22 protein-coding genes are annotated in these 24,132 nt (G+C 46.4%); 5 read left to right on the top strand and 17 right to left on the bottom strand.

From position 1 onward, the window contains the following. Positions 1 to 136 precede the first annotated feature (136 nt). The gene (gene sprA, locus AAHN97_RS00385; RefSeq protein ID WP_343305605.1) at positions 137 to 7,408 is read right to left on the bottom strand and encodes a cell surface protein SprA; all 7,272 of its coding nucleotides are present in this window, start codon (positions 7,406 to 7,408) and stop codon (positions 137 to 139) included. A gap of 37 nt (positions 7,409 to 7,445) precedes the next feature. Further along, positions 7,446 to 8,036 carry a Holliday junction branch migration protein RuvA gene (gene ruvA / locus AAHN97_RS00380; RefSeq protein ID WP_343305604.1) on the bottom strand — a complete coding sequence of 197 codons (591 nt, stop codon included), beginning with the start codon at positions 8,034 to 8,036 and terminating at the stop codon, positions 7,446 to 7,448. A gap of 90 nt (positions 8,037 to 8,126) precedes the next feature. Here ruvA and AAHN97_RS00375 point away from each other — a divergent pair, with 90 nt between their 5' ends. Further along, entirely contained in the window at positions 8,127 to 9,128 is a 1,002-nt protein-coding gene (locus AAHN97_RS00375; RefSeq protein ID WP_343305603.1) for a beta-ketoacyl-ACP synthase III, read from the top strand. 166 nt (positions 9,129 to 9,294) lie between these two features. Here the strand turns inward: AAHN97_RS00375 and AAHN97_RS00370 are convergent, their stop codons facing one another. The 3 genes from AAHN97_RS00370 to AAHN97_RS00360 form a co-directional block, all read right to left on the bottom strand. Beyond that, complete coding sequence (locus AAHN97_RS00370) at positions 9,295 to 9,564, bottom strand: hypothetical protein (protein WP_343305602.1); 270 nt, start codon at positions 9,562 to 9,564, stop codon at positions 9,295 to 9,297. 208 nt (positions 9,565 to 9,772) lie between these two features. Further along, the gene (locus tag AAHN97_RS00365) at positions 9,773 to 10,456 is read right to left on the bottom strand and encodes an NUDIX hydrolase (protein WP_343305601.1); all 684 of its coding nucleotides are present in this window, start codon (positions 10,454 to 10,456) and stop codon (positions 9,773 to 9,775) included. Positions 10,457 to 10,464: 8 nt separating this feature from the next. Beyond that, positions 10,465 to 10,959 (bottom strand): DinB family protein, encoded by a 495-nt coding sequence (locus AAHN97_RS00360; protein WP_343305600.1) that lies wholly within the window; start codon positions 10,957 to 10,959, stop codon positions 10,465 to 10,467. Positions 10,960 to 11,031: 72 nt separating this feature from the next. On the opposite strand from AAHN97_RS00360, the gene AAHN97_RS00355 reads away from it, so the two are divergent. Together AAHN97_RS00355 and AAHN97_RS00350 are read left to right on the top strand one after the other, a co-directional pair. After that, positions 11,032 to 12,234 carry a trans-sulfuration enzyme family protein gene (locus tag AAHN97_RS00355; protein WP_343305599.1) on the top strand — a complete coding sequence of 401 codons (1,203 nt, stop codon included), beginning with the start codon at positions 11,032 to 11,034 and terminating at the stop codon, positions 12,232 to 12,234. After that, entirely contained in the window at positions 12,231 to 12,704 is a 474-nt protein-coding gene (locus AAHN97_RS00350; RefSeq protein WP_343305598.1) for a GNAT family N-acetyltransferase, read from the top strand. The genes AAHN97_RS00355 and AAHN97_RS00350 overlap by 4 nt, the downstream gene beginning before the upstream one ends. A gap of 41 nt (positions 12,705 to 12,745) precedes the next feature. Here the strand turns inward: AAHN97_RS00350 and AAHN97_RS00345 are convergent, their stop codons facing one another. The 5 genes from AAHN97_RS00345 to AAHN97_RS00325 form a co-directional block, all read right to left on the bottom strand. Continuing rightward, positions 12,746 to 13,138: a hypothetical protein gene (locus tag AAHN97_RS00345; RefSeq protein WP_343305597.1), complete on the bottom strand. Its 393-nt coding sequence runs from the start codon at positions 13,136 to 13,138 to the stop codon at positions 12,746 to 12,748. 56 nt (positions 13,139 to 13,194) lie between these two features. After that, complete coding sequence (locus tag AAHN97_RS00340) at positions 13,195 to 14,289, bottom strand: hypothetical protein (RefSeq protein ID WP_343305596.1); 1,095 nt, start codon at positions 14,287 to 14,289, stop codon at positions 13,195 to 13,197. Between the two features lie 60 nt (positions 14,290 to 14,349). After that, complete coding sequence (fabD, locus tag AAHN97_RS00335) at positions 14,350 to 15,258, bottom strand: ACP S-malonyltransferase (RefSeq protein ID WP_343305595.1); 909 nt, start codon at positions 15,256 to 15,258, stop codon at positions 14,350 to 14,352. A 115-nt stretch (positions 15,259 to 15,373) separates the two neighbouring features. Further along, the gene (gene folE / locus AAHN97_RS00330) at positions 15,374 to 15,979 is read right to left on the bottom strand and encodes a GTP cyclohydrolase I FolE (RefSeq protein WP_343305594.1); all 606 of its coding nucleotides are present in this window, start codon (positions 15,977 to 15,979) and stop codon (positions 15,374 to 15,376) included. Between the two features lie 19 nt (positions 15,980 to 15,998). Then, positions 15,999 to 16,412 (bottom strand): 6-pyruvoyl trahydropterin synthase family protein, encoded by a 414-nt coding sequence (locus tag AAHN97_RS00325; RefSeq protein WP_074240296.1) that lies wholly within the window; start codon positions 16,410 to 16,412, stop codon positions 15,999 to 16,001. A gap of 74 nt (positions 16,413 to 16,486) precedes the next feature. On the opposite strand from AAHN97_RS00325, the gene mqnB reads away from it, so the two are divergent. Together mqnB and AAHN97_RS00315 are read left to right on the top strand one after the other, a co-directional pair. Further along, the gene (gene mqnB, locus AAHN97_RS00320) at positions 16,487 to 17,134 is read left to right on the top strand and encodes a futalosine hydrolase (protein WP_343305593.1); all 648 of its coding nucleotides are present in this window, start codon (positions 16,487 to 16,489) and stop codon (positions 17,132 to 17,134) included. Between the two features lie 8 nt (positions 17,135 to 17,142). Next, on the top strand, positions 17,143 to 17,931 hold the full coding sequence (locus tag AAHN97_RS00315) for a 1,4-dihydroxy-6-naphthoate synthase (RefSeq protein WP_343305591.1): 789 nt from the start codon (positions 17,143 to 17,145) through the stop codon (positions 17,929 to 17,931). 59 nt (positions 17,932 to 17,990) lie between these two features. Here the strand turns inward: AAHN97_RS00315 and AAHN97_RS00310 are convergent, their stop codons facing one another. Genes AAHN97_RS00310 through coaBC form a run of 7 tightly spaced genes read right to left on the bottom strand, consistent with a single transcriptional unit; the run spans position 17,991 to position 24,072 of the window. Continuing rightward, entirely contained in the window at positions 17,991 to 19,277 is a 1,287-nt protein-coding gene (locus AAHN97_RS00310) for a cryptochrome/photolyase family protein (protein ID WP_343305590.1), read from the bottom strand. Positions 19,278 to 19,279: 2 nt separating this feature from the next. Next, entirely contained in the window at positions 19,280 to 20,110 is an 831-nt protein-coding gene (locus AAHN97_RS00305) for an aminotransferase class IV (protein WP_343305589.1), read from the bottom strand. 15 nt (positions 20,111 to 20,125) lie between these two features. Further along, entirely contained in the window at positions 20,126 to 20,782 is a 657-nt protein-coding gene (locus tag AAHN97_RS00300; RefSeq protein ID WP_343305588.1) for a 3-oxoacid CoA-transferase subunit B, read from the bottom strand. Positions 20,783 to 20,793: 11 nt separating this feature from the next. Then, positions 20,794 to 21,486: a CoA transferase subunit A gene (locus tag AAHN97_RS00295; RefSeq protein ID WP_343305587.1), complete on the bottom strand. Its 693-nt coding sequence runs from the start codon at positions 21,484 to 21,486 to the stop codon at positions 20,794 to 20,796. 19 nt (positions 21,487 to 21,505) lie between these two features. Beyond that, a complete protein-coding gene (locus AAHN97_RS00290; protein ID WP_343305586.1) occupies positions 21,506 to 21,961 on the bottom strand; it encodes a DUF4296 domain-containing protein in 456 nt (151 codons plus the stop codon). Positions 21,962 to 21,965: 4 nt separating this feature from the next. After that, on the bottom strand, positions 21,966 to 22,880 hold the full coding sequence (locus tag AAHN97_RS00285) for a DUF4835 family protein (RefSeq protein WP_343305585.1): 915 nt from the start codon (positions 22,878 to 22,880) through the stop codon (positions 21,966 to 21,968). Next, positions 22,873 to 24,072, bottom strand: a complete 1,200-nt coding sequence (gene coaBC, locus AAHN97_RS00280) for a bifunctional phosphopantothenoylcysteine decarboxylase/phosphopantothenate--cysteine ligase CoaBC (protein WP_343305584.1) — start codon at positions 24,070 to 24,072, stop codon at positions 22,873 to 22,875. The genes AAHN97_RS00285 and coaBC overlap by 8 nt, the downstream gene beginning before the upstream one ends. Positions 24,073 to 24,132: the final 60 nt, after the last annotated feature.

Genomic DNA, 24,132 nt, shown 5'->3' with positions numbered 1-24,132 from the left:
AAGGCTTGTTAAAGTGATTATGACGAATACGTATTTCATGAGAAGAATACGCAAATGTAGGGATTAACCAGACTTATACAATGATTTTCATCATCACCAAAAACGGGGACCCGGTGTTGCCGGGCCCCCTGGAATATTATTGTGCGAGCATGAACCGTAACGTCAAACCTCCGCGGGTAGTGGTGATCGGGTAGGCTGTAGAGATCACCGGAATGGTCTGACGGCGGTCATAGAAGAACTTGATATTTAAGCGGTTGTTCACCACATAGTCTATTGTAGGCTGAATACCGATCACTTTCTGACCGCTGGTGGGGATCACCAGGTCAGCATCCAAACGGTTGTTCACGGTTTTATCGTCACGGAAACTCAGGTCCAGGCGGAAGTTGAGGTCGTTTTCCAGACGGTTACCGCCATCTTTGCCAACTTTGAATGGCAGCGGGAATCCGCGAACACGGTATCCTGCGCCCATGGTTATTTCGCTGGAACGCATTTCACTCAACTGGTAATCGATCAGGCTAAGACTCAGTGTACGGCTGCGTTTGAAGCCCAGGCGCACGTTCAGGCTGTTGGTAAAGGTCATATCTGCTTCCAGCAATGGTGCAAACTGTTCCGTAATGGTCATGTTCGGCAGCAGGAAGTAAGGTACGTAATTACCGGAAACAGAGTCGCGGAAGGCCGGATAACCTAACAGCAATGGATCATAGAACATCAATGCGGTATTGTAGGAGTTCATGCTGAGGGCTCCTACGTATGCATGTGTTAAAGTGAAGTTGGTCAGGAAATCTGTGAATGGTTTCACCCTGCTCAATCCATTATAAGTGATCCGCCAGTTAGGTCTTGGCAGGATGTTCTTGAACGGATTGGATCTTACGTTGGTTGCGCCCTGTTTCAACAAACCGATGGTTTCAGGGCTCTTACCGGTGTAAGCTGCCAGGAATGCAGGGATCAGTACATCCTGCGCATAGCGGCCATAACCATAACGGTACTCCGGATCTTTAGGATCAAATTCAGGTACGGAACCTCCACCATTATAAGGGTTCTCTTTACCTAAACGGGCAGAGATGATCTTACGGTAAGACTCAAAATCCTTGAAAGTGGTAGATACACCATTCTCTGTATTGATCTTACCCCACATGGTTTTAATGGCAATGAAAGTTATTTCAAAACCACCGGCATCATATGGATTGAGGTGACCGAAAGCACCATTACCGATGGTATCCTTATAGAGTTCAGAGTGCGTTTTTGTGAATGACTTGGTGAGATTGAGGTCTATCCGCAGATCGCGTACCGGCTCAAGGTTCACCTGTACATCCAGCTTTTGCGTGAACTGTTGTTGGAACTGGATATTGAAAAGGGTGTCGCGGGAAAGGAGACCTTTCTTCGAGAAGTCGTCCATCCATTTCTTATCAGGCTGGTAACCGAATACAAATGGAAGACCCGGAGCCATAGATGCAAAGTTCATCCCTATCAGTTTCGTACTATCCAGGTAACCGGGTAAACGGGTACCGGCGTTTTCTGAGTAGTTGATCGTTGCTCTCTTTAAAGACATGGCTACACGCATCAGTGCTTTTACGAAACCTGATACCTGCGCATCTTCTTCAGCTGCTTTTGGTGCTGCTTTTGGTGCAGCAGCATTGTTCATGATCGGCGGCTGTACAAAATCGCTACCGGAAGAAGCATTCATCTTCCTCAGCCATTTACTCTTATTATAGAGGTCTGTGAACTTCAATTCGGCATTCACCATTTTCTGATGAGAGTTCTCAATGGCGTTACCAAGGTACATTGCCAGGCGGGATGCGCCTATCCACCTGTATTCTGTTCCATAACTTACGGCTACGTTCGTCCAGCTCAGGAGCGGGAATTTTGCAGTAGGCAATGTATACGTAATGGTGGCATTGTGGAAATAGTTGGTGGTACGGCCTAACTTGAAGAAGTTATTACGCACACTATCTTTCTTTGGCCCGGTATTGATACGGCCTGTTGGTTCATCGATGCGTGCCATATTGGTGGCATTGAAATCGAGGGACAGGTTACGGCTGATGTCCAGTTTGAAGATATAGTAACGGTCGAAGGTGAAATACTTATCGTATGTTTCCTGTAAAAGGAATGGTCCGCCACCTACGTTACGCATGCGGGTTGCACCAAACTGCCTGGTCACATCTGCACGGAAGCTGATGATAGAAGGAATGTAGTTAAAGTTGAATTCTTTCACCAAACCAAACCAGGGAGATTTACTCTTGATCAGTTTCCTGAACGGTTCAATGAACTTAGGTGTTCCTGCAAAGTTGTAACCTAAACCACCACGGTGACGGGTGAGCACATCACTCTGGATAACAGGGTTGTGCCGGTTGATCTGTGAATAGGAGTAGCTGATATCAAAGTTCTCAATATCCCAGAGGCGGCTCTTCGATTTACCAACTGCCATTTTACGCACATTGGTAAAGTTGAGACTGGTGATAGAGGTAAAATCCTGTGCATTCTTACGGATAGAATCCCTTTGTTCTTTATCTCTCGCCAGTGCCAGTTTATCTTTCAGTTTGATGTCCAGATCATATGGATCATATTCCGGATTGCTCACGGTTTGAGAATATCCTGCGTAAACCGGAACCGTGATGCCGGTACGTTTTGGCAATAATTTTCCAAGATCAAGATTCGTGGCTACATCATATTGCAGGTAGTTATCACGGAAACGTTCATTCACCCGCTGATCAATTCCTCCAAAACCTGCGGTATGCATATTACCGCTGAAGGTAACAGAACCCAGGTCTGCCAGTTGCAGGTCCATCCGTGCTAAAGCAGCATAACCGCCTTTTTCATCCAAACCGGTGAGGCGCAGTTCATTGAACCATACTTCCGTACATAGTGGCATCCCATCATTCTGTGGATTCAATACACCGATCATGATACTGCGTACATCCCCTAAACTTGGATTACCCATAATAGCAATGAAGTTATTACCATCTGCCTGTACGTATGGGATCAATGGAGATGCTCCATCATTATTACGTTTCTGTTTCAACTGGCTGAAACGGTCCAGCTGAAGATCGAGGTTGTTGAGATCAGGCCATATGGCAGCTTCCGTAGTAGAATTCCAAGGCGTTACTTTCAACGGAATGCGGTATTCGTAGTAGTTCTCTGTAAAGTCACTACCCACCCGCACGATCGCCTGCAGATCATTATCCTTTAAAGAAGTGGGAACGTTTACGGCTTCCGCGTGTATGAACATCTGGATGCGGCTATATTGACGAAGGTCCAGGTTCAGGTTTTTATACAATGCCCTTGTATCACCATCTTTCAGATCGCAGATCTGTGCGGACAGGGATTGTTCATTGAGCAGGATGTTTGTATTATTTGTACTCAGGGTATTCTGACGCAGGATACCGGGAGGCAGTACATAAGGAATAGGTTTGCGGCGGGAGTTCTCTTCAATGTTCACGGCGGACGCATTGAAAGCTGTTGTTTGATCTACCGGGATAGGATCACCTGGTTTCAGTTCATACAGGTAACGGCGCCATTGGTTACGTACGAGGTCCAGTTTTGCAAAACGCAGCACAACGGAATCTTCAAAGCCGGTGAGGAACATCCGCATGAAACGGATGGATTTGAAATCCGGGATATTACCCACTTTTCTGTCGTACTGGTTCACAGGTACTTTGAACTGGTACCATACTTCATCATGTGTGGAATTATCAGGGTACTGTACCGTGGTGGTAAATTTGTCCACCAGGTAATTGCTACCCACCTGCATATTGGGTGTAATGTTCACCCGGTACTGGAAGTACTCTTCCGTTTCGTTCATGGTGTTATCCCTGTTCAGGTCTTCTGATTCAGGATAGTTGGTAGCAGCCTGTGAGAACTGTGAGTTATTATCAGAAACCGGGGAGTTGCCTTCCGGCCCGTTAATATATTTATACCTTCCCAGGATGCCGGTACCTTTTCCACCGGTAGGGTTTGGCGCCGCATCATAATCTCCATGACGGTACCATTTGTAATTATCGTTGGAAGGATCTTTTATGGCATTGCGGTAAGCATCAGAACTGGCGCCGAAAACGGCTAAGAGATCGTTCAGATAGGCAGCGCGGAAATGTTGTTCATCATCATCCAGCAAACCATCGAAACCAACATCCTGGTAACGGCGGATGGCGGGGTCGTTATCGAAAGCCTGCGTGATCTGCTGCTGGAATTTGGGAACACGGCCCCAGCGGCTGGAGTCCAGTTTGTTCCTGTCTGTTATTGGATTAGGTAATCCGTTCTCAAAAGCTTTCCGGGAATCCTTCAGTACATCTTCAGAAACGTTACCTAAGTTGAAATATAACTGACCGCCTGTGCTGGTTTGATTGGTGATGAAAGGATCCTGGATCCAGAATTCGATGAACTCAATATTCGCCGTTTCAAAGTCACTGTTATCGATGGCGCGCATCATACCTCCCCAGCGGGACCTTGGGTTACGCAACCTGCCGTTCGGGAACAATGCCAGCGGTGAGGATTCAAAGTTGTAAGGCCCTTTTTCTTCCGGATAATAAGCAAGGTCCAAAGTACTTAACTGGCTCTGGCCGAAATCTGTGGAACGGTTCGGGAACACATCTTTCTGGTAAACGAGGCGGGTACGCGGATCACTTTGTGATGGGCCTACGCCTGGTGGCAGATTCGGTGAGTTCGGGATCTGTAAAGTAGGTTCAATAATATACCAGGCCAGTAATGCCCTGTTGCGGCCATAAGGCAGTGTATCATTTAAAGCAGCTTCGGGGAAAAGGATATTACCGTTTGCATCCGTAGCATCTCTGGGTGTAGAAGCCAAAGCCCAGCTGGTAGAAGGGAATTTGAGATCATATCCGTTGCGTGCTCCTTCAAAATCGTCTATCATTACCTGCCCCTGTTTGCTACCGGCTGCATTCACGAGTTTGCTGTGGCCTGGGAATAAACGGGCCACCTCTCCTGTGAAATTAATGGTGGCAGGGCGGGTGGATTGGAAGTTGGGTAATTTATCCAGCATGCGGGTAAGGCCGCGCCATTCTGAAACATAGTTTGCATCCAGCCCCACTACGGTATTCTTGATCGGGTCATCCCCATAATTCACTTTCTGGTAGTAAGGTCTTTCACTCATTCTTACTACCGTACCACCAATGTTCAATTTATCGTTCACAAAATAATCCAGGCGCGTACCCATGTAGTTACGGACCTGTTGACCGAAGAGGGCATTATTTTCAAACTGCACATTGATGGGAACACCTGAACTCAATACACCTCCGTTGATGATCTTGATCCGGCCCAGGTTATAATCGATAATGAAATCCACGTTCTCGCGCAACATCTGGCCACCGGCTGTAACAGTTACAGAACCTGGAGGGATGTTATAAGCGTTCAGTGAAATTTCAGAAGAGTTGGAAGATTTATAGGAACCTTTGAGGATGTACCTGTTCAGGTTCGGGAATTGCTGTGCGATCACTTTGATGGAGTCGTACAGCATGGGGTAGAGATATTGTTTTTCCAGTACGGGATCTCCCTCAAATGCTCTCCGCAGGCCTTCCGAGAAAGGTTCCAGCACGGGGAAGATCACCTTCCCGTTCATGGAGTTGATCGTATATCCTTCCACGTAATCGAACACCCCATCCGGTTGGGGGTCGTTCTGGTTGTTGAGCCTGTCCAGGTTGAGGATGGTAATGATCGGTGCGCCTGCAAACTGGCCTTTGGCATCGGGGAGGTATCTTTTTTCACTCGGCACCCTGTCTCCTACTCCTGTTCCGGTACCCGGGTCTTTGAATAAAACATCCAGTTTAAAATCCTGCCGGTTGATCTGGAAGGCGTTGGTGGCGTAGATGTTTTTCATCATCAGGTCCCAGATAGGTAATGCGGGACGGGCGGATGTAGCTTTGAGGAGTTTCAGGAACAGGATCCGCTGGTTGGCGGAATTATTCTGGTCTGGCGGTACATCCTGTGAAAACTCACCCACTTGGTAAACACGGCCATTATAAGAATACTGATACGCTACGGCCAATACCTCATCCGGCTGCAATTGCTGGTTGAGCGAAATGAAACCCAATTGACGGTTCACTACGTAATCCGCAGAATCCAGTTTACGGGCAAAAGTTTTTTCAAACTCCTGCACCGGTTGCAGGCCCATTGCCAACAGGCGGCTTACCACAGTCCCTGAATTCCTGGCCCCGGGATCGCTTACCAGGTTGGAATAGAGGATATTGGTTCCGTTGTTGGGCTTACGGTCTGAAGTGGTAACAGTAAGGCTGGTATTAAAAGGACGGAATTCTCCAAGGTCCATCAGACCTACGATATCCCTTGTATCTGTGGTGGCCCCTGTTTTATTGGTCACCCAAACTTCCACCCGGATGATATTCGTTTGGGTACGGATAACGGGCAGGGTGGCCATGGCATAATTAAAGGTATCGCGGAAGAACTGGCCCATCAGGAAGTGCCGGTTGTCTTCGTATTCATCTGCTTTGATAGTAAAATCCTGGATACTGTTTCCTCCCCGCAGCACCATGTTCTGCTTTTGGGATTTTTGATTACTCAGTACACTGGTTACCGTGAGGCGGCCAAATTGCAACTGGGTTTTGACCCCAAAAAGGGATTGCACCCCGGAGATCAGGGAGCTGCTGAGCGGAAAACTTACGTTACCCGCTTCTATTTTTTTAATGATCTCATCCTGGTAGCCGGTATATTCCAGTTTTACCTGGTTTTCAAAGTCGAAGGTGGACTGGGTATTATAATTGGTGATCAGCTTCAGCTTCTCCCCGATCTTCCCGGTCACGTTCATATTAATATCTATGTCGAAATCGAAACCTCCGTTCTTACGGGCCCGTTCCACCAGCACGGGGTTCTTTACGTTCTGCCCCTGGTAACCAAAAGTAAGTCCCAGTGATCCCTGTGGTTTAATATCCACTTTGGTCCCCCCGAAAACCCGGTCGAACAATTTATCACCATAATATAACTGGGGAGCGGTAGTCCTTTGGTTGAGGTTACCGATGGTATTGGCCCTTTTTTGCCAGTAATCCTGTTCGCTTTGTTGTGCCTGGAGGCGGTAAAAATCGGCAAAGCTCATCACGGTAGGCTGCCGGTAGTTTTGGCTGCCGATCTTTTCCGTAACGATATATTGTTTTGTAACGGGGTCGTATTCAACCTCTTTTCTGATGAGAGCGGGATCTTTCAGATCGATCGCATTCTTCACGGGGTCGGTCACAGCGCTGCCCCTCCGGTCACGGATGGGGAATTTCAGCGTGTCAGGCTTCGCAGTAGTATCTGGCTTCGCGATATCAGTTTTCCGGTTAACCGCAATCTCACTATTACTTTTATAGGTATTTCCCGAACTATTTCTTGGTCTGGCGGCCGATTCCACAATGATAAAAGAGACAACACCTATTACTGCAATAGCACCATAGTAATTCTTTCTTGGCAAGCGATCTTAGGTTTTATAGAGGTCAAGGACTATAAATTTATAAACTTTTGAGGGATTTCTTTATAAGTACCTCCAATTCATTTAATTGAGGCTCTGCTTTCAGTACCCTCTGTACTGCCTGCTCAGCCATATTACGGGCAATACCCAAGGTTACCAAAGCATTTAACGCGTCATCCTGTATTGTATTGTGAGAAGTTACAGATAAATGTAATACATCCTCCTTACCGTGTTTCTTCATTTTGTCTTTCAGCTCAAGAATGAGGCGCTTGGCCGTTTTAGCCCCTATTCCTTTTACCCCTTCCAGCATTTTTTCATTTTCCATGAGGATGGCCCGCTGAATGTCTTCCGGATGGAGGGAACTGAGCATCATCCTGGCTGTGCTGGCCCCAATGCCGGAAACGCCGATCAATTGGAGGAACATACTGCGTTCCGCATCATCAAAAAAGCCGTACATGGTGTGGGCGTCTTCCTTGATATGTACGAAAGTGAGCAATTTGCAGGTTTCCAAATGCTGGATCTGTGACCAGGTGTGCAGGCTGATCTGAACTTCGTACCCCACTCCATTAACATCCAGATGCAGGAGGGTGGGTGATTTATAAGCCAGTTTGCCGTTTAAATATGCAATCATAATAATTTATCAGGAGGTAAATTTAAATCATAAATAGAAATATTCGTTTAAGTCGTACTTTTACGCCCATTTTAAACTTATCCAAATATTATGAGCAAAATAACGGCCGCCATCACGGCGGTGGGTGGGTATGTTCCCGAGTATGTACTGTCTAACCAGGAATTAGAGAAACTAGTAGAAACAACAGACGAATGGATCACCACCCGAACCGGCATCAAAGAAAGGAGGATACTGAAGGGCGAAGGGAAAGGTACTTCTGAGTTATGCGTACCCGTAGCCCTGGAAATTTGCAAAAAGAGAGGCATCAGCCCGGAAGACATAGACCTGCTGATAGTGGCCACCGTAACGCCGGACATGGTATTCCCGGCTACAGCCAACGTGGTAACGGATAAGATCGGTGCGAAAAATGCATTTGGGTTTGATATCAGCGCAGCCTGCTCCGGCTTCCTGTATGCACTGGATACCGGTGCAAAGTTCATTGAAAGCGGGCGCTATCAAAAAGTAATGATCATTGGAGCAGATAAAATGAGCTCCATCATCGACTATACAGACAGGGCAACCTGCATCATTTTTGGCGATGGCGCCGGTGGTGTATTGCTGGAGGCTAACACAGAAGGCTATGGGGTAATTGACAGCATCCTGAAAAGCGATGGTCATGGCCGCGAGTTCCTGAACATGAAAGCAGGAGGTTCCAGCCGCCCTGCCACCCAGGAAACCGTAGCTGCCCGTGAGCACTATGTATACCAGGAAGGTAAAACAGTGTTCAAATATGCTGTGGCAAACATGTCTGACGCGGCCCGTGGGGTAATGGAACGTAACCACCTTACCGCAGATGACATTGCCTGGCTGGTACCACACCAGGCCAATCTCCGGATCATCAACGCCACTGCCAGTGCAATGGGTTTACCGGAAGAAAAGATCATGATCAATATTCAGCGTTATGGTAATACCACAGCCGGCACTATTCCTTTATGCCTCTGGGATTGGGAAAGCAGGCTGAAAAAAGGAGATAACCTGGTATTGGCTGCCTTTGGTGGTGGTTTTACCTGGGGGGCCTGCTATGTGAAATGGGCTTACGATTCCAAGAATTAACAGAAAACTATAGTGAAAAGGGGATGTTCCTGAAGGGAGCATCCCCTTTTCTTTTGCCGAAGGAGTAACAAACTCTAAGCCTATGTAAAGCCTATGTCAAGCCTATCTCAGGTATAAGAAAAGGCTACTCCTGGTGAGGGTAGCCCTGTAATTTTATCCGGCTGGTTTAAAAGAAACCGGGTTCTTCGTTAATGTAAAAATCAGAGCGGTAAAACCCATACAGGTCTGTGCCACAGAAAGGGCAATAACGGATGCTGATATGGTTGACAACTTTCTTCTGTCCTTCTTTATATCCGGGCGTCAGGTAAAACCGGTAGACGTTATGGGTATCCATCCGGAATTCCGGATAAGGTTTCACGATCCTTAAATTGATCCCTTCTTCACGGGATACCTCATGTCTGATGCCAAACCTGGCGCAGCAGTACTTACGATACATATTCGGGCCATTTTCTTTCGTAGTTAGGTTATAATGGTAAAATAGGGGGGCTTGCGGGGCAGGGTCTGTTAAGGAGCATTCAACATTACATAATAACCTTTATATACCGGATGCAGATTTGCTACGGAAAATGAATATGGGTGCCATATCGGGTGAAACAAACACATCCCTGGGTTTCAATAATTACTATGTAAAACGTGACTCCTTCTTAAATCTCAAATACCAGCCCATGCTCCGTGAGGGCGTTATACTTCTTTTTGTCGAACCGGTAAAGGTGTGCCCCTTTTTTAGAAGTGCTCTTATCTTTTTCGTCTAGTTTTTCCAATATATCCATTGCCAGTATCTTCTTCCTGAAGTTACGTTTATCTAATGGACGCTGGTATATTTCTTCGTATAAATTTCTCAGTTGCGGCAGGGAGAACTTCTCTGGCAGCAGCTCAAAGCCAATGGGGTGGAAATGGGCCTTGTCCCTCAAACGGGCCAGGGCATCATTCAGCATTTGTGTATGATCAAAGATGAGTTCCGGGATCTGGTGAAGGGATAACCAGTGTGCGCCATGTTGATTGGCCAGGATACGGTCGTGCTCACTGATGCGGATCAGGGCATAATAGGCCACTGATATTACTCTTGCGCCGGAATCCCTTTCCACATCACCATAACACATCAGCTGGTCCATATAAATATCCTGGATACCCGTTGTTTGTTGCAACACACGGGTAGCAGCATCATTGGTACTTTCACCTTCCTGCACAAAACCTCCCACCATAGACCATGCCCCCTCCATAGGAGCTACTTTTCTCTTGATAATGAGCAATTTCAGTTTCCCGTCCTCAAAACCAAAGATGATACAATCTACCGCAACTAAATGTCGGGGCGCGCTTTCGTATGGCATGCTGATGATTATTTTTTGATCCTTGTATATTCTATAAAATCCGTCTGCGGTATCTTTGTAATCCCCGTCTGGCGCAGCATGGTAACCAGCTGGCCCCGGTGATAGGTGGAATGATTGAACGCAGACAGGATCACATGTTCCACCGCCGATTTACAAATGCCTCTCACCGCATGATGATATTCAATGGTATGCGCCAGCTTGGCATCCGAAGCTGTTGCTATAAAATCTTTCAGCAACTCGCTTTGCCGGGAGAACAGCTGCACAAATTCTTCCCAGCTCCCGGAAAAATCCCTTGTTGGCAAAATAACCTGCGCAGCCAGGTGTAACCGCTGATACCAGACACTCTCCGAATCCCATATATGGTAAATGGTTTTTCTCATGGAAGAGAAACTGCTGCCAAGATCTTTGTCCAGCTGCTCTTTCGTTAAACCATTCAGTAAAACAATGATCCGCTGGTTAGCCCAGATATTATACATCGCATACCTTAGTAGGAGATCCTTCATCTAAATCTTATTTTTACAGCGATAAAACATTAACAAGATAATCAATACCCGAAAACAATACAAAATCAAACCATGAAACAAGCTCCGCTTACCGGTTTCAGTTCAGTATGTGTTCATGCCGGGCATGAACAGGACCCGCAATATGCCCATCTTACACCCATATATGCTTCTTCCACTTATGTATATGATTCTGCAGAACAGGGCATGCACCGGTTCAGCGGGAAAGAAGATGGTTATATCTATACGCGCTGGGACAGTCCTAATTTCCGGGAGGCGGAAGAAAAGATTGCAGCACTGGAGGGTTTCGGGCTTTCGCTGCCATTGAAGGCCAAACTGCATGCATCCGGTATGGGCGCGCTTTCCACCTTGTTCTTTTCGAACCTTACCGCAGGGGATAAAGTGATCTCACATTATTCATTGTACGGCGGTACAGATGAGATGTTACGGAAAACATTGCCGCCATTGGGTATTGAGACCATCTTCATAGATATGCAGGACCTCAACAAAACGGAAGAGATCATTAAAGCAGATCCCTCCATTAAGATGATGTACCTGGAAACACCCGCCAATCCTACATTGAAGTGTGTAGACCTGGAAGCATTGTGCGGGCTTGCGCAGCAATACAAACTGATCTCCGCCGTAGATAATACATTCGCTACCCCCTATCTTCAACAGCCTTTCGCTTATGGTGCAGATTATGTATTCCATTCCACCACCAAGTTCCTCAATGGCCATGGTACTGCAATTGGCGGTGTATTGGTAGGAAAGGATATTGAGATGATGAGAGGGCCGGTAGAAAAAATGGCCCGTATGCTGGGCGCCAACAGTAATCCTTTTGATTCTTTCCTGCTCACACAGGGCATCAAAACACTGGAAGTACGCATGGAACGCCATTGCCATAATGCCATGGAAGTAGCAGGTTTCCTGGATGGGCATCCGGCAGTGGCCAGGGTGAATTACCTCGGGCTTGCAGATCATCCGGATTTTATGATCGCTTCCCGCCAGATGAAACATGCCGGTGCTATGCTGAGCTTTGAGCTGAAAGACGGACTGGAAGCAGGAAAACGTTTCATTGACCGTTTGCAGATGTGCCTGCGTGCAGTATCCCTGGGAACCTGCGACACGCTAATATGCCATCCTGCATCCATGACGCATTACAGCGTACCAAAAGAACTGCGGGAGAAGTATGATATCACGGATGGTTTGATCCGTGTGAGTGTTGGCATTGAAGCAGTAACAGATATTTTAAACGACATCGAACAGGCTTTAGCATGAGTATAGTTATCAGAAAAGCAGAAAGAACAGATTGTGTAAGAATGATGGAACTGGTGCGGGAACTGGCTTTATATGAAAAAGCGCCGCAGGAAGTAACGGTTACACAGGAACATTTTGAAGAAAGCGGGTTTGGCCCGAACCCCGTATGGTGGGCATTTGTAGCAGAAGTAGATGGCGTGGTGCAAGGTATTGCGCTGTATTATATCCGTTATTCCACCTGGAAAGGATGCCGCATGTTCCTGGAAGACCTGGTTGTGTCTGAAAACGCCAGGGGTAAAGGATTGGGGAAGTTGTTGTTTGACAGGCTGATAGAAGAAGCGAAAGAAAAGAACTTCTCAGGCATGGTATGGCAGGTATTGGAATGGAATGAACCGGCTATTAATTTCTATAAAAAATACAATGCAAAGTTTGATCCGGAATGGTGGAACGGTAGTATTGAGTTTACTGTTTCCCGAAAAAGCGAAGTTTGATCGAAGCTAGGAAATGGTAGTATTGAGTTTACTGTTTGATGTTACTGTTTCTCAAAAATAAGTTCTGAGGAAAGACCACCTGGATCCACGAAGAAACGGCCGATCCTGAAGCTCTTTTTATCTTCCGCCATTTTGAAATAGAAGCGTTGCTGACGGGTTTTGAGCAACAGGCTATCACCCTCAATGGCATAAAAGTAGATACCGGATTCATTGGCGCGGCTTACATATTCCGGTAGTTTGCGGGATTGAAAAAAGAAACTGCCTTCCGTTCCATCAGCATTGGTCATGGGTAAGGAAGGTTGTGCATCATGTTTAAATACAATCACTTCTTCACGCTGGCTGGTTTCTACCCAGCGTTCTTCATACTTGTCTGATTTACTGCAGGAACACAGTGCGATAAAGCTTGATAAGGTAAGGACTAATGCTGCGCGCATGGGATTAGTTTGTGTTCATAGAACGGGTATAGGGTCCCAAAAGTTACAGGTCACCACTACTGATTGGTTTCCAGCTTTCTAAGCCGGGCCTCCTGTTCTGCCAGTTTTTTCTGTTGTGCCTGGATCTGCTTATTTTGCTCTATCATATAAAGCGTTAACTCCTCTATTTTCTGTAGCAATTTAGCCTGGTTATCCCCAAGATCTATTCCTTTTTCACTCACTTCTTTAGCGGATGGTATTTCCGGAAGATGTTTATTTTTTTGGATAAAGGACTCCAGCTGCATAAGGGAAGGAAGCTGATAAGTTGGTGCAAATACAAAGTCTGGCCATGCAGCCGGGCTTATTGTCACCTTTACTTTTCTGGCCTGAATAGTTCCATTTACAGAAAGTTTTTCCTGAGGATAAGATGTTCCAATACCTACATTACCTCCGCCTGTATTAAAAAGGACATTATTTCCGTCTCTGTTAATAACAAGCGGCTTGCTGTTGTAAGACTGAATAAGTGCAACAGCCTCGTTGCCACCTAATGCCAGATAGCTGGAATTCTGAGTTATCATGAAAGCATAATTCCCTTCGTTGGTAGCTGATTCTGCTGAATAAACGTGGAGTTTTGCAGTAGGCCCGGTTAAACCAATCCCTACATTTCCGTTTGAACCATTGATGTACAACCTGTTTTGGGAAACGCCTGAATTATCAGCCAGATTAAGGAAGAAACGGCCTTCATATCCATTGCGTGAAATGGCCATACTCCCTATTTCATGCGGGAGGTCCTGCAAAAAGCTGATCTTACTGCCATAGTTAGCGGTATTGTTGATCAATCGCAAAGCATCTCTCTGGCCGGCAACATCAGTACCGATGAGTTTTGTAAAACCATTTAATATAATAGCCCCTGTTACAGGATTTAGCAGGATGTCTTTCCCATACATTCCAATATCCCGGTATTGCAATGCTCCTCTATCATATCCCTGAATAAAACCATTGCCATCGGCATATCCAATTTCTACTCCAGCTCCTGAAGCGGGGCTTCTGTTTGCTCCGGTAACCCGGATCATGTTATCTGTTGAATTTCCTGCGTTAGTAACGTCTTGCAGTTGTGCAAAAGAAGAGAGGCCTGTTAACACAATCAGGCAGGTTAAAACAAACTTCGGCATAGGTATTATATTTTCGATAAAGCTAAAAAAAACCGGGGAAGTTCATCCCCGGATCTTTAATTATTTCGCCACGGCTTCTTCCAAACCTGTGGAAATGCCGTCTGTAACAGCTGTCTTATCAATCTTGGCAATCAGCCCCTGCAATACTTTACCGGGCCCAACCTCTGTAAAACGTTGAGCACCATCTGCTATCATGGCCTGCACACATTGCGTCCAGCGAACGGCTCCCGTGAGCTGGCTGATCAGGTTCTTTTTTATCTCTGCCGGATCAGACACTGCTTTTGCCACCACATTCTGGTAAACAGGGCAGGTTGGCGTATTAAAGGTCATTTTTTCGATCGCTGCCTGTAGCTCTGCCTGGGCAGGAGCCATTAACGGAGAATGGAAAGCCCCACCCACAGGCAATAACATAGCCCTTTTGGCACCTGCTGCTTTCATGAGTTCCATCGCACGTTCCACTGCAGGAACTGTTCCGGAGATCACCAGCTGGCCCGGGCAATTATAGTTGGCCGGTACAACCACATCATCTGTAATAGTAGCACAAACCTCCTCTACTTTAGCATCTTCCAGTCCCAATACAACTGCCATGGTGCTTGGTGTAGCTTCACAGGCTTTTTGCATGGCATTGGCGCGGATGGCTACCAGGCGCAGTGCATCTTCAAAAGCCAGGGTGCCATTGGCCACCAGGGCAGAAAATTCTCCCAGGGAATGGCCGGCAGTCATAGCTGGTGTTGGATTATCCAGGCAAAGGAAGCCGATCACAGAATGCAGGAACACAGCGGGCTGCGTTACTTTGGTCTGTTTAAGGTCTTCATCCGTTCCGGTGAACATGATATCAGAAATGCGGAAACCCAGAATTTCATTGGCTTTCTCGAACAAAGATTTCGCTTTGGGATTATTGTCGTAAAAACTTTTGCCCATTCCCTGGAACTGGGAACCCTGGCCTGGAAAAACGTAAGCGTGTTTCATTGGTTACGATTTGTATTACATTAATTATCAGCGAGCAAATATATGTAAAAAAATATGGTTTAACCTAGCAACTGAAAGTTAGCCTGGTTAAACCATAGGAATTTTGAGATGGTTTCTATCTTCTGCTGATGAGGTCTGAGCTGATCAGTTTCATGAATTCTGCACGGGTGGCAGCATGTTCAAACTGACCGCTGAATGCGGAAGTAGTGGTAACAGAGTTCTGTTTGGATACGCCGCGCATCATCATGCAAAGATGTTGTGCTTCGATCACCACTGCCACGCCCTGTGGTTCCAGTGTTTCCTGGATCGCATCCAGGATCTGGTGTGTTAAACGTTCCTGCACCTGCATGCGGCGGGAGAACACATCCACCACCCTGGCAATTTTGCTCAGGCCAGTGATATAACCATTAGGGATGTACGCAACATGTGCTTTCCCGAAAAAAGGTAGCATATGGTGTTCGCACATCGAGTACAATTCAATATCCTTCACAATCACCATTTCGCTGTAAGCCTCTGTGAACTTAGCGCCGTTGAGGATAGCTTTAGCATCCAGGCCGTAACCCTGTGTGAGGTACTGCATGGCTTTTGCCATACGTTCCGGGGTTTTGAGCAACCCTTCCCTTTCCGGATCTTCTCCCAACAATTCAATCGCTTCCCTGTAATTTTCTATTAGTCCGGATGTAACTTTCTCATCGAATGATTCTTCCTTCTTGTAAGCCATGTTCTGTATTTGTTATCGCTTATTTGCCTCCGAAGTACTCCACGTAGATCTTGGCAGTTTCGTGGAGTTTAATACAATGTAACTGAACTGTTTCCGGCAGTGCCTTTTCCAGTTGTTCCCATATGGCGATGGCCACATTCTCTGCAGAAGTGAATTTACCTGCCATGAAATCTACGTCCAGGTTCAGGTTTTTATGGTCCATCTTCTCGATAATGAGGTCTTTGATGAGTACGCCTAATGTTTTGGCATTGAATACGAAACCTGTTTCCGGGTCAGGATTGCCTTTAACGGTTACATGCAGGTCATAGTTATGCCCATGCCAGTTGTCATTTGCACATTTGCCAAATACTTCCAGGTTCTGTTCTTTGCTCCAATGCGGGTTGAATAACTTGTGTGCCGCATTAAAATGCTCCACGCGCGTTAAATAGATCATTTTATTTCCTAATAAATTTCTGCAAAAATAACGCAATTAGACGAGATACCCGTTGCGCAATGTACCTTTACGGGATGAAAGTACTTGTCACAGCCGCTACACAGCCAGAGATCAAACCTTTGATGAGCTGGCTGGAGGAAGAAGTTACAATAAACGGACAAATTGAGGTGGAGGTGGTGATCACAGGGATCGGGATGTTCAGTACGGCCTATCACCTCGGTAAGTATTTTGCAAAAAAAAGGCCGGATCTGGCCATACAGGCGGGTATTGCGGGTAGTTTCCAGCATAGCTGGCCTATCGGGGAAACTGTGGTAATAGAACAGGAAGTACTGGGAGACTTGGGGGTGGAGGATAATGATCAGTATAAGGATCTTTTTGATATAGGGCTTTGGAACACTGATATGCCTCCTTTTACACATAATTATTTACCCAATACATCTAAGTTTGCACAACATTTACGCAGGGCACGAGGGGTTACGGTAAATATGGTAAGCGGGTCTGCTCCCACGATTGCCCGGCTGGAAGAAAAATACCAGCCTGATATTGAAAGTATGGAAGGCGCCGCCTTTCATTATTGCTGTTTGATGGAGAAGATCCCTTTTTTACAACTCCGCACTATTTCCAATTATGTGGAAGTGCGGGACAAAAGCAAATGGAACATCCCACTTGCTGTAACGAATCTGAATAATACACTCCGTGCGTTATTGCAGGAGATAAAATAAATTGGATCATGCGTCTGACATTAGGATTTTCACCCTGCCCGAATGATACCTTCATCTTCGATGCACTGGTGAATCAAAAAATAGGAACGGAAGGATTTAGTTTTGAAACGAAGTTGGAGGATGTGGAAACCCTGAACCAATGGGCTTTCCAGGGGAAGCTGGATATTACAAAGCTCAGCTTTGCAGCGGGACTCAAAGTAGCGGATAAATACAGACTGCTGAACAGTGGTAGCGCATTGGGCCGTGGTTGCGGACCATTGCTGATTGCCAGGAAAGAGATTCCTCTTACCGAAATAAAAGACCTCAGCATTGCTATTCCCGGAGAGAATACAACCGCTAATCTTCTTTTCAGCATTGCATTTCCGGGTGCCGCGCGTAAAAAAATAATGGTGTTTTCCGACATAGAAAACGCTGTTTTAAATGGAGATGTGGATGCCGGTGTGATCATTCATGAAAACCGTTTTACTTACCAGTTGAAAGGGTTGGTAAAGCTGATAGACCTGGGAGAATTCTGGGAAGCCACAACAGGACAGCCTATTCCACTGGGTGGCATTTTTATCCGGAAAGATCTTCCGGAAGCGGTGCAGCAAAAGGTGGATGAATTGATCCATGCCAGTCTTGAGCATGCTTTCTCCGGTTATCCTGCATTATCATCTTATGTAACAGATCATGCGCAGGAAATGGATGAACAGGTGATGCGGCAGCATATTGATCTTTATGTAAATCAATTCAGTCTTGATCTGGGGGAAGAAGGAAGAATTGCGGTGGAGAAGCTGAAGGAAATGGCGGGGAAATAAGGAAGTTTAAAGTGCTAAGTGTTGCCTGATCTTTGTGATATTTTAAGTTGTGGGGGTATTCATTTCTTCAAGGCCTTACTATATACTTCCAGCACACGTTTACGGGCAACTTCATGTTGTACAACAGGCAACACATAAGTGAGGTCATCTACTTCCGGCACCCATTTATGAATGTATTGCAAGCCCTTATCAAACTTCTGTGTTTGCAGAGTAGGATTGAACACCCGGAAATAAGGAGCAGCATCACAACCACTGCCGGCCGCCCATTGCCAGCCGCCATTATTCGCAGCAAGATCATAATCGAGTAACTTCTTCGCAAAATATGCTTCCCCCCAGCGCCAGTCTATCAGCAGATGTTTGGTCAGGAAACTGGCTACGATCATCCGCACACGATTATGCATATACCCTGTTGCATTCAGTTCCCGCATCCCTGCATCTACAATAGGATAGCCGGTCTGACCATCACACCAGCGCTGAAATTCATTTTCGTTATTACGCCATGCAATTGCATCATATTCTTTCCTGAAAGACTGATGCACCACTTGCGGGAAATGCCATAGGATCGCCTGGTAAAAATCGCGCCAGATCAATTCATTCAAAAATGTTTCATTCAGTTTATGTGCCCTTTGTGCTAAAGCCCTGATACTGATAGTGCCAAAACGCAGATGCACACTTAGCCTGGATGTACCATCCACAGCGGGAAAATCCCTTGTTTTATCATAGTGCCGGATGAGGGCATCTTCTGTATTTGTTTCAGGAAAATCGTTGTTTGTTGTTTCAAATCCCATGTCTTTAAGAGAGGGGATTGGCAAGAGTTGCTGTTTGTGAAAATTATCTTTTGCCGGGTAAGGTTTCAGGTAGAAGTCATTCAGCTTTGCTTTCCACTTTTTGCTGTAGGGCGTAAATACCGTATATGGTTCTCCGTTATCCTTCAGCACCTCATTCTTTTCAAAGATCACCTGGTCTTTGTAAGTATGAAAGGGAATGTTTAAAGTCTTCAATTGCTTTTCTATTGCGGTATCCCGCTCACGGGCATAGGGTTCATAATCATGATTTGTGAAAACAGCTTTTACTTTGTAACGTTTGGTCCAATATGCAAAGGCTTCTTCCGGCGTGCCATAGAAAACATCCAGTGTACTGGCGCTTTGTATTAGTTGTTGTTGTAATTGCCCGAGTGTATCGTGAATGAATTGTAATCGCCTATCTGCCCGGTCCTCCAGATCATTCAGGATGTTTGTATCAAAAACAAAAACGGGTACAACAGGTACACCACTGCGTAGCGCATGATACAAAGCTGCCTGGTCTGAAAGCCTGAGATCGCGGCGGAGCCAGCAAAGTACAACCATAATTATAAGATAGATTCATACAACAGTTCATGCAGGATAGCGCCTGTTGCATTTCCGTAACTCACTTTGCGGAATGTTCCTACCCACCTGATGCCGTAAATAGCATTCGTAAGAAAGATCTCTTCCGCATCCTGGAGGTCTGAAATAGTGAGTGGTTTTTCTTCGATCTTAAAAGGCAGATCAGCCTGCAGTAAGTATTTGCGCATCACACCGCAAACACAGCCTTCGCTGAGTGGCGGTGTATAGATCTTACCATTCTGTACCGCGAAGATATTGGCAATGGTAGTATCTGCAGCACGGCCACGTGCGTTCAACAACAATACTTCACTCAGCTGCTGTTGTTTGGCATATAATGCGCCCATGATGTAGGGCAGGCAGTTATTGGATTTTATGTTGGACAACTTGTCGCCGGACTTTGTAGCATCCGGATAAACATCCAGCCTTAAGCCGGCGTTGTTCAGTTCAAAGATGTGTTTAGGAAGTTCCCAGCATTGGATAATGAAATGAGGGGTATGATCAACCGGGTCGTACAAACCAGTACCGGCGCGCCATACGGTAAGCCTTACGCGTGCCAGCATGCTCACATCGTTCATGCGGCAGAGTTCCTGTATCAGGCCAGTGAAGTACTCTTTGGAAAAATGCGCAGGGATATGAAAGTGCAGGATATGCAAACTCGCTATCAGTCTTTCAAAATGAAGATCTGCTAACAACAGTTGCCCCTGATAGACTTTCATCGTTTCAAAACATCCGTCGCCATAGCGAAAACTGCGATTATCCACGGTGAGCAATGGCTTGTCACTCGCCACGAATTTTCCGTTATAACACAATTGCATACTCCTAATTTACGATTATATTACCATTTCAGGAATTTCTCCCTCCACTACCAAACGGCCGGCTGTTTTAGCTACAATTTCAGCCACCGGTACTCCCGGTGCCCGTTCCAACAGCTTAAAGCCATCAGGTGTTACTTCCAGTACAGCCAGTTCCGTGACGATCTTTTTAACACAGTGCACCCCGGTTAATGGCAAGGTGCATTTGGGTAGTAACTTGCTTTGCCCTTTTGGGTTGGTGTGCATCATGGCCACAATGATGTTTTTGGCAGAAGCTACCAGGTCCATGGCACCTCCCATTCCTTTCACCATCTTTCCGGGGATCTTCCAGTTGGCAATATCCCCGTTGTCTGATACTTCCATAGCTCCCAGTACAGTGAGGTCAACTTTTCCTGCACGGATCATTCCAAAACTTTCCGCAGAGTCAAAAAAGGCGCCGCCGGGTAATACTGTTACTGTTTCTTTACCTGCATTGATCAGGTCTGCATCTATATCTTCTTCCAGGGGGTAAGGCCCCATACCCAGCATGCCGTTTTCAGACTGCAGCATAATGGAGATGCCGGAAGGAACAAAATTGGATACGAGTGTAGGAATACCAATCCCAAGGTTCACATACATGCCATCCCGCAGTTCCTGTGCAATGCGTTTAGCGATACCGTATTTGTCGAGCGCCATTGTAATTGATTTTAGATCTTCACTGTTTTGCGTTCAATACGCTTTTCATAATTGCTTCCCTGGAAAATGCGGTGTACATAAATTCCCGCAACATGGATCTCGTCTGCATCGAGTTCTCCCGGCTGCACCAGCTGCTCCACTTCCACAATCGTTACTTTGCCGGCTTTTGCCATAGAGGTGCTGAAGTTCCTGGTAGTTTTTCTAAAAACAAGGTTGCCCATGGTGTCTCCCTTCCAGGCTTTCACCAAAGCAAAATCCGCATGCAGGGCTAACTCCATGAGATAATCCTTTCCATCAAAATTGCGGGTTTCTTTTCCTTCTGCTATTTCCGTTCCATAACCTGCGGGGGTAAAAAAGGCGGGGATGCCCATTCCAGCCATTTGAATCCGGGTGGCTAATGTTCCCTGGGGAATAAGGTCTACTTCCAGCTCTCCGGATAACAATTGCCTTTCAAATTCTGCATTCTCCCCTACGTAGGAAGACATCATCTTTTTAATCTGTCTTGTTTTCAGTAAGAGTCCCAGTCCAAATTCATCCACGCCGGCATTGTTGGAGATACAGGTAAGTGTGTGAATGCCTTTACGGACCAGGGCAGCAATGCAGTTTTCCGGAATGCCGCACAGGCCAAAGCCCCCGAGCATAAGGGTAGCGCCGTTGGGTATGTCGGCGATAGCTTCATCGGCGTTAGCAACTACTTTCTTCATGTTTTGGTGTTATAATTAATTAGGGTAAAGTCAGGATCATACTATCCGCACGAGGCCAGTAGAGGGAGTCTCTGCGGGTTCTGCCGGGGATGCCGTTTTTCCGCTCGTCTTCTTTTCGTTCCAGCGAATCCACTACTTCGCGTTTCCGCTTCACAATCTCCTGCATCTCTTTATACACTTCCTCCAGCTTGTCCGGATGATGTTCATAATACTTATAGCTGTGCTGAAACTCTTCCCGGCTGATGCCATGCAGTTGAAGGATCTGCACGTAGTAACGTTTTACATTTTCTTCGCGGATGGAATCAGCTACCCGCACGGTATCTATTCCCTGGTCCCTTCCGTATACTTCCGCATAATTCATATCCAGCAGGATGTCTCTCATCTTATCCTTTGCCAGCACATCCTTTGGTACACGATCCGCCTGTCCGCAGGCGAATAACAAACTGAGTAAAAATACTCCGGCCGTCTTACGCATGAATCTATCTTAATTGTTGATATTTATTAGCATTTGGTATATCCAGTGTGGCCAGGATCTGTCCTGCCCTCACTTTTTCCTGGGGAGGCGCTTTGGAAAAGATCTTCAGCAGCTCATCGCTTTTTGCATTAAAGAAAACCTGCAGCAGCATGGAGTTCGGCATTTCTTCCTGGATCCCCGCGAGCATATTCAGGCAGTTCATTACAGCAGCTCTTCCTTTATTCACATCTTCATACATCTGGTCCAATCCCTGGCGGTGATACTGGTACATCACATCATGAAAGCGGCTGAACTTTACATTCAGCAGGTTATCCTGCAACCAGTAACGGTTACGGTTACCCTCAAAAGCCTTCCAGCCGGAAATGTCTTTCCCGTCCGGCGCATTGTTTACAATGTTCAGCGCTTTTTTGAAAAAGTTGTCGCCACCACGGGGGGAGAAAGAATCGTAATCCATTCCCAGTATGATATAGATATAATATGCAAGAGAGGCAGTGAGATTGGATACCAGCGGGTCATTGGCCACAATACGCTGTTCGTTGAATTCCAGCGGTTGGAATTCGATGTATTTGAACACGATATTGTTGTCCTGTGTGTTCAGGATGCTGGTAGTATATCCGGCATTAAAAACCGGGCGGGTGGCCTGTATGGTAAGGGAAGCCTTGTAAGTGTTGTTGCCCAGTGCCTGTGTTACGTTCAGCAGAAAGTTACACTCAATGCGTTCAGCGGGGGTGAATGCATCATCCGTCCAGCGGCGGTTATTGAGGAATTCTGCGAGGGCGCTTTGCAGGGTATTGAAGATCTTCCTATCTGTACCCGTGCTCAGTTGTGCGGCCTGTACAGAAACATTGGCCCTCAATTCCTGGGCACCTGCATTGAAACAGCAGAACAGGCAGAGGGAGGATAGCAGGTATTTAAGCATGTTGCAAGTCGATTATAGCCAATACTATATTTCGGGCCACCTCCTGTTTTGATTGCAGGGGCAGTGCCTGTTCTTTTCCATTCCGGGACAAGAGCAGTACTTTGTTTGTATCGTAATTGAAACCGGCGCCGGCATCGTTCAGGGAATTGAGCACTACCATATCCAGGTTTTTGTCCTGCAGTTTCTTGAGCGCAAACTCACGCTCGTTGTTTGTTTCGAGGGAAAAACCTATCAATAGCTGGCCATTCTTCTTCTGGCTGCCCAGCGTTCGGGCAATATCTTTTGTTTTTTCCAGTTCAATGTTTAACTCATCATCCTTCTTCTTCATTTTCTTATCTGCCACATTTTTCGGCCTGTAATCCGCCACTGCAGCGGCCATTACAATAATATCCGCTTTCGGTGAAAGTTCCATACAGCTGTTAAACATATCCGCTGCCGTTACCACACGGGTAGTAACAACACCGTTATGCTGGGTGGAAAGATGGGTAGGCCCTAAAACCAATTGCACTTTTGCACCCGCTTCTGCTAATGCTTCAGCAAGCGCTATGCCCATTTTTCCACTGGAATGATTACTGATAAAACGAACGGGGTCTAGAGGTTCCTGAGTTGGGCCTGCAGATACGAGGGCCGTTTTGCCGGCCAGGGGCTTTTGCCCTTCTGTGAAGAAATCACGGAGATAAGCGATGATGGCTTCCGGCTCGGCCATTCTGCCTTCCCCGAATAAACCACTTGCCAGTTCCCCTTTTTCAATGGGTAGCTGCTGGTGACCGTAAGAGATCAATTTAGCTACATTGGCCCTGGTGGCAGGATGAAACCACATATCCTCATCCATGGCAGGGGCAAATAATACAGGGCAGGTGGCAGAAAGGTAAACTGCCAGCAGCAGGTTATCTGTAATGCCGTTGGCCATTTTGGCCATGATATTGGCAGAAGCGGGGGCAATCAACATTACATCCGCCCAGCGGCCCAGCATTACATGGTTACTCCAGCTGCCATGCTCACTGATGGTTACCCCTACTTCCTGTTTGGAGAGCGTGGATAAAGTGAGCGGCGTAATAAATTCTGTGGCAGCGGGGGTCATGAGCACTTTTACCTGTGCTCCTTCTTTTACAAGTAAACGCACCAACAGGGCAGCTTTATAAGCTGCAATGCTGCCGGTAACACCTAATAGAATCTTTTTCCCTTGTAACATGTAGTAAAACAAAAGCGGCAGAATGTATCTATTCTGCCGCTATGAAGTTAATATTTTTCG

It is taken from the genome of Chitinophaga niabensis, from assembly GCF_039545795.1.
GTDB classification, from domain to species: Bacteria; Bacteroidota; Bacteroidia; order Chitinophagales; family Chitinophagaceae; genus Chitinophaga; species Chitinophaga niabensis_B.
The sequence above is the reverse complement of the archived record's forward strand: the minus strand, read 5'-3'. Positions and strand labels throughout refer to the sequence as shown.